Origin of the sequence: Streptomyces akebiae (assembly GCF_019599145.1) — a bacterium.
GTDB classification, from domain to species: domain Bacteria; phylum Actinomycetota; class Actinomycetes; order Streptomycetales; family Streptomycetaceae; genus Streptomyces; species Streptomyces akebiae.
Map to the genome: position 1 here is coordinate 5,555,522 of NZ_CP080647.1, position 14,484 is coordinate 5,570,005.

At 68.4% G+C, this 14,484-nt stretch carries 16 protein-coding genes; 10 read left to right on the plus strand and 6 right to left on the minus strand.

From position 1 onward, the window contains the following. The first annotated feature begins 255 nt into the window (after nucleotides 1–255). Both K1J60_RS23975 and K1J60_RS23980 read left to right on the plus strand, forming a co-directional pair. Nucleotides 256–1,239, plus strand: a complete 984-nt coding sequence (locus K1J60_RS23975; protein WP_220647977.1) for a S1 family peptidase — start codon at nucleotides 256–258, stop codon at nucleotides 1,237–1,239. 16 nt (nucleotides 1,240–1,255) lie between these two features. Next, nucleotides 1,256–1,483: a hypothetical protein gene (locus tag K1J60_RS23980; protein ID WP_220647978.1), complete on the plus strand. Its 228-nt coding sequence runs from the start codon at nucleotides 1,256–1,258 to the stop codon at nucleotides 1,481–1,483. Here the strand turns inward: K1J60_RS23980 and K1J60_RS23985 are convergent. Continuing rightward, on the minus strand, nucleotides 1,458–1,835 hold the full coding sequence (locus tag K1J60_RS23985) for a hypothetical protein (RefSeq protein ID WP_220647979.1): 378 nt from the start codon (nucleotides 1,833–1,835) through the stop codon (nucleotides 1,458–1,460). The genes K1J60_RS23980 and K1J60_RS23985 overlap by 26 nt on opposite strands. 709 nt (nucleotides 1,836–2,544) lie before the next feature. Then, nucleotides 2,545–2,928 (minus strand): DUF5959 family protein, encoded by a 384-nt coding sequence (locus K1J60_RS23990; protein ID WP_220647980.1) that lies wholly within the window; start codon nucleotides 2,926–2,928, stop codon nucleotides 2,545–2,547. A 326-nt stretch (nucleotides 2,929–3,254) separates the two neighbouring features. On the opposite strand from K1J60_RS23990, the gene K1J60_RS23995 reads away from it, so the two are divergent. Continuing rightward, entirely contained in the window at nucleotides 3,255–3,581 is a 327-nt protein-coding gene (locus tag K1J60_RS23995) for a GYD domain-containing protein (protein ID WP_220647981.1), read from the plus strand. A gap of 120 nt (nucleotides 3,582–3,701) precedes the next feature. Here K1J60_RS23995 and K1J60_RS24000 read toward each other — a convergent pair whose 3' ends face one another. The 3 genes from K1J60_RS24000 to phoU all read right to left on the minus strand — a co-directional run bounded on the left by K1J60_RS24000 (nucleotide 3,702) and on the right by phoU (nucleotide 5,799). After that, nucleotides 3,702–4,001, minus strand: coding sequence for a hypothetical protein (locus tag K1J60_RS24000; RefSeq protein WP_220647982.1), 300 nt, complete (start codon nucleotides 3,999–4,001; stop codon nucleotides 3,702–3,704). A 155-nt stretch (nucleotides 4,002–4,156) separates the two neighbouring features. Beyond that, nucleotides 4,157–4,405, minus strand: a complete 249-nt coding sequence (locus K1J60_RS24005; RefSeq protein ID WP_220647983.1) for an SCO4226 family nickel-binding protein — start codon at nucleotides 4,403–4,405, stop codon at nucleotides 4,157–4,159. Between the two features lie 695 nt (nucleotides 4,406–5,100). After that, nucleotides 5,101–5,799, minus strand: coding sequence for a phosphate signaling complex protein PhoU (phoU, locus tag K1J60_RS24010; protein ID WP_220647984.1), 699 nt, complete (start codon nucleotides 5,797–5,799; stop codon nucleotides 5,101–5,103). A 300-nt stretch (nucleotides 5,800–6,099) separates the two neighbouring features. Between phoU and K1J60_RS24015 the strand changes: the two genes are divergently transcribed. Both K1J60_RS24015 and K1J60_RS24020 read left to right on the plus strand, forming a co-directional pair. Then, entirely contained in the window at nucleotides 6,100–7,416 is a 1,317-nt protein-coding gene (locus tag K1J60_RS24015; protein ID WP_220647985.1) for a sensor histidine kinase, read from the plus strand. After that, entirely contained in the window at nucleotides 7,413–8,093 is a 681-nt protein-coding gene (locus K1J60_RS24020; RefSeq protein ID WP_009340348.1) for a response regulator transcription factor, read from the plus strand. Before K1J60_RS24015 ends, K1J60_RS24020 begins: the two co-directional genes overlap by 4 nt. 134 nt (nucleotides 8,094–8,227) lie before the next feature. Here the strand turns inward: K1J60_RS24020 and K1J60_RS24025 are convergent, their stop codons facing one another. Then, nucleotides 8,228–8,923 carry a copper chaperone PCu(A)C gene (locus K1J60_RS24025; RefSeq protein ID WP_220647986.1) on the minus strand — a complete coding sequence of 232 codons (696 nt, stop codon included), beginning with the start codon at nucleotides 8,921–8,923 and terminating at the stop codon, nucleotides 8,228–8,230. A 620-nt stretch (nucleotides 8,924–9,543) separates the two neighbouring features. On the opposite strand from K1J60_RS24025, the gene K1J60_RS24030 reads away from it, so the two are divergent. From K1J60_RS24030 to rlmB, 5 genes are all read left to right on the plus strand, one after another. After that, a complete protein-coding gene (locus K1J60_RS24030) occupies nucleotides 9,544–10,026 on the plus strand; it encodes a CarD family transcriptional regulator (RefSeq protein WP_003953493.1) in 483 nt (160 codons plus the stop codon). 346 nt (nucleotides 10,027–10,372) lie between these two features. After that, nucleotides 10,373–11,137, plus strand: coding sequence for a 2-C-methyl-D-erythritol 4-phosphate cytidylyltransferase (gene ispD / locus K1J60_RS24035; RefSeq protein WP_220647987.1), 765 nt, complete (start codon nucleotides 10,373–10,375; stop codon nucleotides 11,135–11,137). Continuing rightward, complete coding sequence (gene ispF / locus K1J60_RS24040; RefSeq protein WP_220647988.1) at nucleotides 11,127–11,645, plus strand: 2-C-methyl-D-erythritol 2,4-cyclodiphosphate synthase; 519 nt, start codon at nucleotides 11,127–11,129, stop codon at nucleotides 11,643–11,645. Before ispD ends, ispF begins: the two co-directional genes overlap by 11 nt. Nucleotides 11,646–11,883: 238 nt before the next feature. After that, a complete protein-coding gene (gene cysS, locus K1J60_RS24045) occupies nucleotides 11,884–13,287 on the plus strand; it encodes a cysteine--tRNA ligase (RefSeq protein WP_220647989.1) in 1,404 nt (467 codons plus the stop codon). 153 nt (nucleotides 13,288–13,440) lie between these two features. Further along, entirely contained in the window at nucleotides 13,441–14,382 is a 942-nt protein-coding gene (gene rlmB, locus K1J60_RS24050; RefSeq protein ID WP_220647990.1) for a 23S rRNA (guanosine(2251)-2'-O)-methyltransferase RlmB, read from the plus strand. Nucleotides 14,383–14,484 lie beyond the last annotated feature (102 nt).

The window sequence follows — 14,484 nt, forward strand, 5'->3', positions numbered from 1 at the left end:
GCGAGCCTCTAAGATCATGGCCCCAACATCGTGCTTTACGGGCAGGTCCACAGACTGCCCGACTCGCCATCAGCTTACGGGGCCGTGATCAATCGCCCCAAAGCGGCTCCAGCCAAAGCCGATCCACCGACCTCACGTTTTGCCTACCAGGCGTCTAAGAAGTCGCAACACCGGCTGATCCGAGAGAAGATGAGAACTGGGCCGGGCCTCCACCTGTGACGAGTCGGATCGCACCAATGCATTCTGGGAGGCGTAGTGAAGCTCGAATCAGCGGTCGAACTGAAGGACAAGCTGCTTGAGGACTTCCGGCTCGAGGAACCGGTAGTAGCGCGGTTGGGGCGACGACTCTGTGTCGCGGCTGCGGCCGAAAGGCCGTCGCCAATGCACGTAGCCTCGTTCCCCGATACCGGGGGTTTCGGGATCGGGGTGGCCGTCCTGAAGCCTGGAAAGTACGGCATAGCAGTGCGGGTGCAATCCGTCACACCACGCACACATACCCTAGCCGCGCGGATCAGGAAAGAGGCTCACGACGAGGTCGATGTCCAGTTCATCGGTCGAGTGAACGCTTGCGTAGCTTCGTTGAGACCTGGCGTCTCAATCGGTCATGGGCTCGTCACTGCGGGTACGCTCGGGGCTTTCGTGACCCTGAGGGATCAACCTGGCGACCATGTGTTGTCGAACAATCACGTTCTTGCGGCGTGCGACTTGGGTAACATCGGTGACTCAATTCTGCACCCAGGAACGAAAGATGGGTCGCCAGCTGCCCCGTGCACTCGCATTGGATCTCTCTCCGAGGTCGAGAAACTCCGAGCCCATCGCGCGGCCTCCAACATCATGGATGCAGCCACTTGTCGATTGGACGATGACGTCCAATTCGAACCCAGCCCGCCCCATCTGCGGGGGGTGGCCCCGCTAGCTCTTGATGTGCCGGTGGAGAAGTTGGGTAAAGCAACTAACCACACGACCGGGATGGTGAGAGCTATCGTTGATGACGTATGGGTCGAGTATGAGGGCGGCAATGCGTACCGCTTCGACGGGCAGTTTGAAGTCGAAGGGGATGGAGTTGATCCTTTCTGTTCGGATGGCGACAGTGGCGCGATTGTGTGGCACTCTGGTACCTCCGACGCCGTGGGGCTCCTTTTCGCGCGCAGTGCGAGTGGCGGCCACAATGGAATGGGCGTCACATACGTGAACCCCCTCGAGCCGGTACTGAGCCGGTTCGGAGCGACGCTATCTTGATTAGCAAGGAGAAAACATGACCGACCTGCAGACGGTGCGAGCTGCGCAGCAGGATCTTGCGGCGTACCTGGCTACCGATCGTCGAGTGAATGGGGTCGGTATCACAAGCGGCACAGACGGTTACGCGATCAAGGTCAACGTTGTGAGCGCTCAGGACCGGCCAGATCTGCCGACGGTATTCAAGGGCGTGCCTGTCGAAGTGGCCGTTGTCGGAAAGATCAAAGCTGTCGGCTCTCGAAGCTAGCCGATGAGGGCGCCAAGACCTCGACTGCTTGGGTTTTGGCCTGATCCGCCGCGACTGCTCCCGCGATCATTCCCAGGCCTCCTAGGAGCATCAGCAGGCCAATACCGATGATCAGCAAACCCTGAGCCATCCCTCGCTGAGCGGGACTGTACTTGTCACCGCCGAAGGCGATAGCGAAGGACTTCTTGAGCAGCCACCAGATGACATCCCATACCGACTGTTGGCCCTCCGCTGCCGTAGCTCTCGCAGTGTCACGTGATGAGCCACGGAGGAAGAGCAGCAAGCCGACAAGAAGGAAGGCGGTGCCTGCGACTCCCACCGCGGCGCCGATGATGAGGATGGGCCAGTTCATGGTGCGTCCGTTCCCGGGGGATCGCAGCCAGTACCAAGATTCTTGACGGATAGCCCCATACGGACTACGCAGCGGACCCAGCCGGGCTGCCAAGGGTGAGTGTCTAACTGCGTGACAACGCCGACGAACAGCGGCGGACGAGCACGAACGCCAGCGGACCGTCTGCGCAGGTGAGAGGCACACCAGCCCAAGGCGGAGCCCCTGGTCCAAGTTGCTTCGGGACGAAGAAGTCATTACCCAATGCCTCGCCATCACGGTCCCGCGGTCGCGGCTTGCTCTGGTCGACGGCACCAATAGCGTGGCTGAGGCCGGTGGGGGTGCAGCGAGGCACACGCGCGCCTGGTCGGTCGACTGACGCGCCGTCGTGGCGGGCTTTCGTCGGCTGAGGCTGAGACGGACAGCGACGAAGGTGTCGGCCGGCAGTCGAACGAGGCCCTGCACCGGGCAAAGCTGGGCCGTCTCTGGGCCGTCCGAGGCCGCTCAACAGTGGCCAAGGACGACCAACGACGACCACTCGGCGCTCGAGCCCACCGTCCCTGACCAGCAAAAACCCAGCTCACCAAGATCCCCGACAAGACCCAGGGCAAGAAGAAGTAACCCCACAGAAGTAACCCCACAGCAGTAGACCCCCGCCCCGCGGATTCTCCGCTGGGCGGGGGCTTTTGGCGGGCTGCGCCGTCTGTGGGCCGTCGGATGCCTGTTCCGGGCGTCAGACGTTGCGAGCACGCCGCCACTCAGAGGCGCCCGGTGATGACGACGGCCCGTCGTGCACGGACACCCAGAGCCCGCCACTCTCGTCAGGCTCGAACTTCATCGAAGGAGTCCGCCCGGATACGAGCCACGGGGCGAACCGACCGGACTCCAGGGTTGCCAGGGCGTCCTCCCCGTCCTCCAGGTCCTCAGGGAGAAGGGCCACCGAGAAGTTGGCGTTGACGGATTCCGCCTCGACGACGATCTCGCAGTCGAGGAAGTCGTGGCCGGTCAGAATCCCCGGTCGATAGCGACCCAGAATGCGCACGGAGGCGCTGTGTCCGCTGGTGCCGGGCCTGTCGGCGAGGTGGATCAGATTGATGACGCCATCCGTCGAGTCCATGGATTTCCCTCCCCGAAGTGACCAGGTCCGAGCATCCTGCCGGACCACCTGCGGCTCTCACGGTTCGGGGCGCCGACGCTGCGAGTGGGGACTGGGACTGACCGGTCGAGTCGCCCCCACCTCCGGCCGCCGGAGCATGCCGATGGCTCGAACGTCTGGGCGGGGACGCCGACGCTGCCGATGGGGAGACACATGATGCGGGCGGGGTCGCTCGCTCAGGGCAGCCATGCCGGTCATCATCCCGGCCGTTCGGGGGAGACACGCGCGGCCTCGGGGGCGTATCTCACCCCGCGGGGCATCCCTTGCTGAGATGAAAGGGAGACGTGATGCCGCTCTATCTATCGAGGTTCAGCTACACGCCGGAGACTTGGGCGAGACTCATCAGCCACCCCGAGGACCGCGCAAAGGCCGCTCAGTCGTACATCGAGTCCGTCGGGGGCAAGCTCCACGGCTTCTGGTACGCGTTCGGCACCCGCGACGGTTACAGCTTGTGGGAGGCCCCCGACAACGTCTCCATGGCCGCGGTCGCCCTGGCGATCAGCGGAGGCGGCGCACTCAGCTCGTTTGAGACGACCGTTCTCCTGACCGTCGACGAAACCATGGATGCCCTGCGCAAAGCCGGGCAAGTCCAGTACCGGGCCCCCGGCGCTTAGCCGCCCAGGTGGCCGCCAGCGACGAGCACCCCAGGTCACCAAGATCCCCCACAACTCCAGGGATCGTGGTCGGTCGTGGGCCGGGGTCGGCGTCAGCTGCCGGTGGCGGTGCGTGTCGTCCTACGCGGCGCCGTTGATCTCGGGAGCGACGAAGCGGCGGTGGAGGGGGCTGAAGGTGGTGTGAGGCGTGCCCGGGAGGCCCGCCTTCTCGATCACGGGGGCCAGGCGCTCGGCGAAGAACGTCTCGAACGCCTGCTGGGACTCCCATACGTCGGTGACGTGGAACCCCTCGTCGTCGAACCAGGCCACGTGGATCTGGCCCCCGGCCGCCGGTACCCCCTCCCAGTCGACCGCGTCTCGCACGGTGTCGTACTGCTCCGGAGTCACCTCAGGCCAGTGCATGGACATCACTACGGACATTGCAGAACCCCCCTTGTTCCTGCCGGTCCCTGCCGGTTCCGGCAAGGGGATGGTTCCACCCCGTCCGCGTCATCGGACAGGGCGTGCGGAAGCGAACCGCGCCGACCCGGAGCCCACGCACGCTCGTTGTGGGCGCCTCGTCCGCGCCGTACTCGCTAGATCGTCAGCGGTACCGGGTGGATCTCGTCCGCCTTGTGGCCCGCGCGCTCGTGGATGCGCTGGACCGCGTCGGCGGAGGGGCCCTCGGAGAGGCAGTAGACGGTGCCGGACTTGGGGTCGGCCCAGGCGCGTTCGAAGTGGACGTTCTCGTCCTTCTCGATGTCGAGGTCGGCCTTGTGCGCGGCACGCAGCTGGTCCTCCGTGATGCCCTTCATGTTGTGGTGGACGTCCATGAACTTGGTCATGACCCGCACCTCCTTCGTCCTCGCCCCGCTTCTCTGTCCCCCTCCCCTCCTCATGCTGCGCCCGTACGGCCGTACGGGCGACTCCGCAGTCGTAGCCGTGCGCCGGCGCGCACACGGGTGACGCGCGCATGAGTGAAGGGGCCCGTCATGAGTGACGGGCCCCTTCACCCGCGTACGAGCAGAACTGCCGCGGCTGGTCGGCGTCAGCCGCACTGACACGGGTTGCCGGACTGGCACCCGCACCCACATCCGGAGCCGCAGCCGCAGGCGCCGAAGAGAGGCAGGGTCTTGCGGTCGGCGGGTTGATGGGTGTCCCGGACCTGTGTCGGGTCCGGCGTGCTGGGGCTGGCGGGGGATTCGGCCATGGTCCCTCCTCGAAGGGATGGAAGGCGAAGCACGGAAGGCAGAGCACGGACACGCATGCGGACAATGCGGTGCCGACACGCAGTGCAGACAGCGCCGACACGCAGCGCCGACACGCAGCGCCGACACGCAGTGCAGAGGAGCAGTGCGGAGTCGAGCATCGAAAGCCTGGTGCCCGTGCCCGTTGATTGCCCCATTCCAAGCCCGTTCAGCCGGGCGCATCAACGGCGCATGGAGGCGCCCACACGCCCCGCCCGACCAACGAGCGCCGGATCCACGCCACCAGAGCCCGCGCGCACCCCGGCCCCGCGCGCCCCGCCCCTAGGCCGCACCTAGGCCCCCTCCACCCCCGCCACCGGCTGCACCGGCTGGATGTCCGCCTGGAGTTCGTCCGCGTGTTCGCCCGTCACCAGGTACACCACCCGCTTCGCGACCGAGACCGCGTGGTCGGCGAAGCGCTCGTAGTAGCGGCCGAGGAGGGTGACGTCGACGGCGGTCTCGATGCCGTGCTTCCAGCGGTCGTCCATGAGGTGCTGGAAGAGCGTGCGGTGGAGCAGGTCCATCGCGTCGTCGTCGCTCTCCAGCTGGAGCGCCAGGTCGACGTCCTTGGTGATGATGACCTCGGCGGCCTTCGCCATCAGGCGCTGCGCGAGCTGGCCCATCTCCAGGATCGTGGCGTGCAGGTCACGCGGGACCGTGTGCTCGGGGAAGCGCAGCCGGGTCAGCTTGGCGACGTGCTGGGCGAGGTCGCCCGAGCGCTCCAGGTCGGCCGACATGCGCAGCGACGTCACGACGATACGGAGATCCGTCGCCACCGGCTGCTGCCGGGCCAGCAGGGCTATCGCGCGGGCCTCCAGGTCGTGCTGGAGGTCGTCGACCTTCTTGTCGGCCTCGATCACGCTCTCGGCCAGCTTCAGGTCGGCGTCGAGCATCGCCGTCGTGGCGCGACCGATCGCCGACCCCACCAGTCGGGCCATCTCGACCAGGCCCTCACCGATCGAGTCAAGTTCCTCGTGGTACGCGTCCCGCATCAGGGTGTCCCTCTCTTACGTACGTCTGCTCGTGGGTAACCAGGAAAGCCGTTCCGGAAGCCGACCCGCCAGGCCGGGCCCAGGACGGCCGTACCCCGACCACCGTGTGAAACGGCGACGGCGAACGGTGACCGGGGGTCCCGGACGATTCCCACGCTCCCACGTTCCGGCCCTTACGCGTCCGTTTCCGCCACCCCAAATGAACCAATACTGGCTCCAAGGTGAACTCTGGGCGACGAGTGTTCGAGGTCGCCCTCCGATCGCTGTGGGGATGTCCGACCTCGTGCCTAACCTGGATGCATGGACGTGAACGCGGCGGTCGCCGCAGCGGCAGCGATCGCCGGAGTGCTCACCGGCGTCATCGCCATGCTGGCGTTCCGCTTCAGCGAGCGCGAGCAGAAGCGTCCCACCCGAACCTCCCTGCACACCGACCCGGTGCTGCCGCCCGGCGTCGACACCGTGCTGTCCGTGCTCCGCTCCTCCGCCGTCGTGCTCGACGAGTCGGACGCCGTCGTCAAGGCCAGCTCCGCCGCGTACGCCCTCGGGCTCGTGCGGGGCGGCAGGCTCTCCATCGACCCGATGCTCAAGATGGCCCGCGACACCCGCCGTGACGGCGAGATACGACAGGTCGAGCTGGACCTGCCCCGGCGCGGCACGGGACGCGGCGAGGCGCTCGCCGTCTCCGCGCGCGTCGCGCCGCTCGGTTCCCGGCTCGTGCTGCTCCTGGTCGAGGACCTCACCGAGGCCCGCCGGATAGAGGCCGTGCGGCGGGACTTCGTCGCCAACGTCAGCCATGAGCTGAAGACGCCCGTCGGCGCGCTCTCCCTCCTCTCCGAGGCCGTCATGGGGGCCTCGGACGACCCGGAGGCGGTGGAACGGTTCGCCGGCCGCATGCAGATCGAGGCCACCCGGCTCACCAACCTCGTACAGGAGCTGATCGACCTCTCCCGGGTGCAGAACGACGATCCGCTGGAGGACGCCGAGCCCGTACGGGTGGACGAGCTGGTCGCCGAGGCCGTCGACCGCTGCCGCCACCAGGCCGGCACCAAGCAGATCACCATGGCCTCGAACACAGGGGCGCCCGAAGGGCTCGAACAGGGTGGTGGCGGGAGCCGGGCCGGCGGCACCGCCGAGCTGCGCGTCTACGGCAACCGCGGTCAGCTGGCCGCCGCCCTCGGCAACCTCGTGGAGAACGCCGTCAACTACTCCCCGGCCCGCACCCGCGTCGGCATAGCCGCACGGCGGGTGTCCGCGCCCGGTGGGGACCATATCGAGATCGCCGTGACCGACCAGGGCATCGGCATCTCGGACAAGGACAAGGAGCGCATCTTCGAGCGCTTCTACCGCGTGGACCCGGCCCGCTCCCGCCAGACCGGCGGTACGGGTCTCGGCCTCGCGATCGTCAAGCACGTGGCCGCCTCGCACGGCGGGGAGGTCACGGTGTGGAGCTCGGAGGGACAGGGCTCCACGTTCACGCTCAGGCTGCCGGAGGCGGGCGCGCCCCGTGACCGCGCGGCCCAGCACCCGGACCTCGACGTCGAGGACGGACAGCCTCACACCGACAGATCCCCGTACGAACCGTACGGACCGCTTCCCTCCCCGGAGGTCCTTCCGTGACCCGAGTGCTCGTCGTCGAGGACGAGGAGTCCTTCTCCGACGCCCTGTCCTACATGCTCCGCAAGGAGGGCTTCGAGGTCGCCATCGCGACCACCGGGCCCGACGGTCTCGACGAGTTCGAGCGCAACGGAGCCGACCTCGTCCTGCTGGACCTGATGCTGCCCGGTCTGCCGGGTACCGAGGTCTGCCGTCAGCTGCGCGGCCGTTCCAATGTCCCGGTGATCATGGTGACCGCCAAGGACAGCGAGATCGACAAGGTCGTGGGCCTGGAAATAGGAGCCGATGACTATGTCACCAAGCCCTTCTCCTCCCGCGAACTCGTCGCCCGTATCCGGGCCGTACTGCGTCGGCGCGGCGAGCCCGAGGAGGTCACCCCGGCCGCGCTGGAGGCCGGACCCGTCCGCATGGACGTCGACCGCCACGTGGTCACTGTCTCGGGCTCCAAGGTCGACCTCCCCCTCAAGGAGTTCGACCTGCTCGAAATGCTGCTGCGGAACGCGGGCCGAGTCCTGACCCGTATGCAGCTCATCGACCGCGTCTGGGGTGCCGACTACGTGGGCGACACCAAGACTCTCGACGTCCACGTCAAGCGCCTCCGCGCCAAGATCGAGCCGGACCCGGGAGCGCCGCGGTATCTGGTGACGGTGCGGGGCCTGGGCTACAAGTTCGAGCCGTAGGCCGCAGGCCGAGGGCCGCGGACCGACGGACGGATCCCCCATGTACGCCGAAGGGCGGCACCCCCTCTCAGGGGGTGCCGCCCTTCGGCGTACATAGGCGTCGGGCCTCGGTGGCCCGGTGACCCTCGGCGGCCTCAGTGGCCCGCGGTCTCCTCGGAGGACGAGGTGGACGGCGAGGCCGTCGAGCCGGCGGCGGTGCCCTCCTCCTCGGTGGTCGTCCCGTCGGCGGACGGCGAGCCCGTGCCGTTCGGGGCGGGGGAGCCGGTGGCCTCCTCGGACGGGGAGGCGCTGGTGGCGGGGGCCTCGGGGATGTCGGTCGGGCCCCACTTCTCGAAGTAGTGCTCGGCAGGGACCACGAAGGCGCGCAGGGAGACCTGGCCGGTCTCGCTGAACTCGAAGGTGACCTTCTGGGCGTTGCCGTCCTTGACCGCGTCGGTGACCTCCGACAGGACCGCGGAGGCGTTGCCCTCGCCGCCCAGGACCACGGAGCCGCCGGCCGGGACGACGACCTTGCCGCCCTTGCCCTTGCCCTTGGCCGGCGTGAGCTCGGCGGTGCCGGCGCCCTCGACGGTGACGGAGTCCAGGGTCTGGTCGGTCGAGGCGGTGTTGAAGAGCGTCGCGGAGACCACGGCGGGACCCTCGGTCTCGGTGCCGGGCTGGGTGACCACGATGGCGTTCTGGATCTTGATGTCGCCGACGCTGGTGGCGGCGTTGTCCGGCTTGATCTCCAGCGTCTGGGCGTTGCTGCCGGCGGCGCACGCGGCGAGTGAGGCGATCGAGAACGCGATGGCGGCGGCGGCGAGGGCGCCGCGTCGAAGGCTGCTGCTCACGGCGGCGGCAACTCCTAGAACGTGGGCGGTACGTGGTCTGTAGCGGCCTTAGGTTACCGAGCCGTCCTGTCGCCGCCGCACCCGACCCTCCCCAAGTCCGCGACATGTCACCGGAAGCAATTGACGGACACGCCGCGCGCGCCCCCGGTCGGCATTCGTAAAACCACCGTCGATCCCCTCGTCGCCGCGTCCTTGATTTCCGCCAAGGAATGCGCGCCGCCACGAAAAATCGATCAACTGCCAGAACGTCACCGGAACAGCGCAAGAACACGATCCGGTAACGGCGGAACAGGGTCCGCGGATCGAACTTCTTGATCAATTCCGGATTCGTCTCGTACCCGACTCCGCGCACCGAACGGAGTAGCGGAAGTCGCACACTTGGAGTCGGACAAAGCGGGACGTTAGGATGCCGCCGACGCCCTCCGGATACGTGTAACGTACGCGTTTCACTCCGCCCGGAGAGCCGCTCCCACCTGCGAATACCCTCTTCCGTTCGGGCCTCGCAGCACGTTCCTGTTGCAGTTGTCAAGCCCCGAGATATGCCCTGACCTGCGAAAACGCCATTCAGAACCCGCCGTATCCGTGTTACCCTGGATAGCCACGGAAGGGGTACCTGTCACATGACGTTCAAGGTTGGCGACACCGTGGTCTATCCCCATCACGGGGCCGCGCTGATCGAGGCCATCGAAACTCGCCAGATCAAAGGCGTGGACAAGACCTACTTGGTGCTCAAGGTCGCTCAGGGCGACCTGACGGTGCGTGTGCCAGCGGACAATGCGGAGTTCGTCGGCGTACGTGATGTGGTCGGTCAAGACGGCCTGGACCGGGTCTTCGAGGTGCTGCGCGCACCGTATGCCGAGGAGCCCACGAACTGGTCGCGTCGCTACAAGGCAAATCTGGAGAAGCTCGCCTCCGGCGATGTCATCAAGGTCGCGGAAGTCGTGCGTGACCTGTGGCGTCGTGAGCGTGAGCGCGGACTGTCCGCCGGTGAGAAGCGCATGCTCGCCAAGGCCCGCCAGATCCTGGTGAGCGAGCTCGCCCTCGCGGAGAACACCAACGAGGACAAGGCCGAGGCTCTGCTCGACGAGGTCCTCGCGTCCTGAGCTGACTGCATTTCCGAACTGACCCGAGGCAGGCAGCCAGTCCGCTCAGTCGTTCAGTGCAGCAGCACATTGAAATGCCGCGGTGCCCGATGACGTTTGTGATGTCGCCGGGCGCTGCGGCATGTTCGTACCCGGATGCCGTACGCCTGAATGGGGTCCCTGATACTTGGCGATACTTGGCGTGCCCCGGTGCTCATGGGAACGCGGTACTCGTACTCGTACTGTGCGTGCCGGGCCCGGGCAGCTGGCTCGACCAGATGTCACGGAAGGGTCCGGTCAAGGTGTCGCGCCCGGCACGCTGTGGCCATACCCACGTAGGCCGAGCACACAAACCTGACAGGAACCGATGTCTGACGAATCGCGCCCTTCGCCCTCCGGAACCGGTACGGCAACCCGTACGGCGGCCGTGATCCCGGCCGCCGGCCGGGGCGTACGCCTCGGTCCGGGCGCCCCCAAAGCGCTACGCGCGCTGAACGGCACCCCGATGCTGATCCACGCGGTGCGGGCCATGGCCGCCTCCCGTGCCGTGTCCCTGGTGATCGTGGTGGCGCCGCCCGACGGCACCCCCGAGGTCAAGACCCTCCTCGACGCGCACGCGCTGCCCGAGCGGACCGACTTCCTCGTCGTTCCCGGGGGTGAGTCGCGCCAGGAGTCGGTGAAGCAGGGCCTGGACGCGCTGCCCCCCGGCTACGACATCGTCCTCGTCCACGACGCCGCCCGTCCGCTGGTGCCCGTCGACACGGTGGACGCGGTCATCGAGGCCGTCCGGGACGGGGCGCCGGCCGTGGTGCCCGCGCTGCCGCTCGCGGACACGGTCAAGGAGGTGGAGCCGGCGGACGCGCCGGGGGCGCCGGAGCCGGTCGTCGCCACGCCGGAGCGGGCGCGGCTGCGGGCCGTGCAGACGCCGCAGGGATTCCACCGGGAGACGCTGGTGCGGGCGCACGAGACGGTCACCGGAGAGGTGACCGACGACGCGAGCATGGTGGAGCGGCTCGGGCTCGGGGTCGTGGTCGTACCGGGCCACGAGGAGGCGTTCAAGGTGACGCGACCGCTGGACCTGGTGCTCGCGGAGGCGGTTCTGGCGCGCAGGAGGCTGAACGATGGGTTCTGAGACGGCGCCGGCGTCGCTGCCGGGCTCCATGGTGTTGCCGCAGGTCGGGATCGGCACCGACATCCACGCCTTCGAGGAGGGGCGGGAGCTGTGGTGCGCCGGGCTGAAGTGGGAGGGGGAGGGCCCGGGGCTGGCCGGGCACTCCGACGCGGACGTCGTGGCGCACGCGGCCTGCAACGCGTTGTTCTCCGCGGCCGGGATGGGGGATCTCGGGCAGCACTTCGGGACGGGGCGGCCGGAGTGGGCCGGGGCGTCGGGCGTGACGTTGCTGGCGGAGGCGGCGCGGATCGTGCGGGCCGGGGGGTTCGTCATCGGGAACGTGGCGGTGCAGGTGGTGGGGGCCCGGCCGAAGATCGGCAAGCGGCGGGACGAGGCGCAGCGGGTGTTGTCGGAGGTGGTGGGGGCGCCGGTGTCGGTGTCGGGTGCCACGACCGACGGGCTCGGGTTTCCCGGGCGGGGTGAGGGGCTGATGGCGGTGGCCACGGCGTTGGTCGTGCGGGTGGGGTGACCCCCCGGGGGGCGCCCCCGCCGCCCTTACCCGTCTCATCCTCAAGGGGCTGCGCCCCTTGTACCCCCAGGCGTCCGTCCGGTGGGGGCTGGTCGCGCAGTTCCCCGTGACCCTTTGCCGGGCCTGCGGCCCGTCAACGGGGCGCAGGCACCGGTGCCGGGTGTGCATACGTCACGAATCTGTCGTCCTTGGGGTGAAGGGCTCGGGGCATGGCTGGTGGGCCACTACGCTTGGGGGCGTGACTATTCGCCTGTACGACACCAGCGCCCGGCAGATCCGTGACTTCGCCCCGCTCACGCCGGGTTGCGTCTCGATCTACCTGTGTGGCGCCACGGTGCAGGCGGCCCCGCACATCGGTCACATCCGGTCGGGGCTCAACTTCGACATCATGCGCCGGTGGTTCGAGTACCGCGGGTACGAGGTGACGTTCGTCCGGAACGTCACGGACATCGACGACAAGATCATCGCGAAGGCGGCCGACCAGGGCCGCCCGTGGTGGTCGATCGGGTACGAGAACGAGCGCGCGTTCAACGACGGGTACGGCGTGCTCGGTTGCCTGCCGCCGACCTACGAGCCGCGTGCCACCGGGCACGTGACCGAGATGGTCGAGATGATGCGCGGGCTGATCGAGCGCGGCCACGCGTACGAGGCCGACGGGAACGTCTACTTCGACGTGCGGTCCTTCCCCGGGTATCTGCAGCTGTCCAACCAGGAGCTCGACAACCTGCTCCAGCCCTCGGGCGAGGGCGAGACCGGCAAGCGTGATCCGCGGGACTTCGCCATGTGGAAGTCGGCCAAGCCGGGGGAGCCGACATGGGAGACGCCCTGGGGCCGAGGACGGCCGGGGTGGCACCTGGAGTGCTCGGCCATGGCGCACAAGTACCTGGGCAGCGCCTTCGACATCCACGGCGGCGGCCTCGACCTGATCTTCCCGCACCACGAGAACGAGATCGCGCAGGCCAAGGCCTTCGGAGACGACTTCGCCACGTACTGGGTGCACAACGCCTGGGTCACCATGAGCGGCGAGAAGATGTCCAAGTCGCTGGGCAACTCGGTGCTCGTGAGCGAGATGGTCAAGCACTGGCGGCCCATCGTGCTTCGCTACTACCTGGGCACCCCGCACTACCGGTCGATGATCGAGTACAGCGCGGACGCCCTGCGCGAGGCCGAGTCGGCGTTCGCCCGTATCGAGGGGTTCGTGCAGCGGGTCGTCGAGAAGGCCGGCGGGATCGTCGAGCCCGCGGCCGAGGTGCCGCCGGCGTTCGCCGAGGCGATGGACGACGATTTCGGGGTGCCGCAGGCGCTCGCCGTCGTGCACACCACGGTCCGGCAGGGCAACAGCGCGCTGGCCGCCGACGACAAGGAAGAGGCGGTGGCGCGGCTCGCCGAGGTGCGGGCCATGCTCGGTGTCCTGGGCCTCGACCCGCTGGACGCGCACTGGGCCGGTGACGGCGGCGAGCGGGGTGAGGACCTCCACGGGGTCGTCGACACGCTCGTCGGTCTGGTCCTCCAGCAGCGGGAGGCGGCTCGTGCCCGCAAGGACTGGGCCACCGCCGACGCCATCCGCGATCAGCTCAACCAGTCCGGTCTGGTCATCGAGGACAGCCCGGACGGCCCGCGCTGGACGCTCGGCCCGCGCTGAGCCGGACGTCCGGTCACCTTGATCGATTGTGCCGCCCGGGCCTCCGGGCGGCACACTGCATTGAGCAACACACGATGACGTACACACGATCACCTACACACGATCATGTACACGATGACGACACACGCACGCTTCTCAGGAGACGGGTAGGTCATGGCCGCTAACAACCGCCGCATGTCCGGCAAGAAGGGCGCGCAGGTCGGCAGTGGCGGCCAGCGGCGCAAGGGGCTCGAGGGCAGGGGCCCGACGCCGCCCGCCGAGATGCGCAAGAAGCACAAGAAGAATCGCATCGCCACCGCCAAGGCCAAGCAGGCCGCGCGCCGCCCCGTGCCGCGCGGCCGGGGCGGCAAGGGCCCGTCCGAGATGGTCGTCGGACGCAACCCCGTCGTCGAGGCGCTGCGCGAGGGCGTGCCCGCCTCGACGCTCTATGTCCAGCAGTTCATCGACAACGACGAGCGGGTGCGCGAGGCGCTGCAACTCGCGGCCGAGCGCGGCGGCATCAACCTCATGGAGGCGCCGCGGCCCGAGCTGGACCGGATGACCAACGGCCTCAACCACCAGGGGCTCGTCCTCCAGGTCCCGCCGTACGAGTACGCGCACCCCGAGGACCTGGTGGCCGCCGCGTTCGACGAGGGCGAGGACCCGCTGATCGTCGCCCTGGACGGGGTGACCGACCCGCGCAACCTCGGCGCCGTCGTCCGGTCCGTCTCCGCGTTCGGCGGTCACGGAGTCGTCGTGCCCGAGCGGCGCGCGGCCGGGATGACCGCCGGTGCCTGGAAGACGTCCGCCGGTACGGCCGCCCGTACGCCCGTCGCACGCGCCACCAACCTCACGCGCGCGCTGGAGGCCTACAAGAAGGCCGGTGTCGTCGTGGTCGGGCTCGCCGCCGACGGCGAGGCCGAGGTGGGCGAGCTGGAGGCCCTGGAGGGGCCCGTCGTGATCGTGGTCGGCAGCGAGGGCAAGGGCCTGTCCCGCCTCGTCGGCGAGACGTGCGACTTCCGGGTGCGGATTCCGATGCCGGGTGGGGCCGAGTCGTTGAACGCCGGTGTGGCGGCGGGAGTTGTGCTGTACGAGGCGGCGCGGCGCAGGGCCTGAACAGGGGTCCTGGCCGGGGGTTCGGGGCGTTCTGGATCACCTTGACGGGGTCCGGACAGATCGGCGCGGTCAAAGCAGTGTCCTAACGACACGTCACTCGGT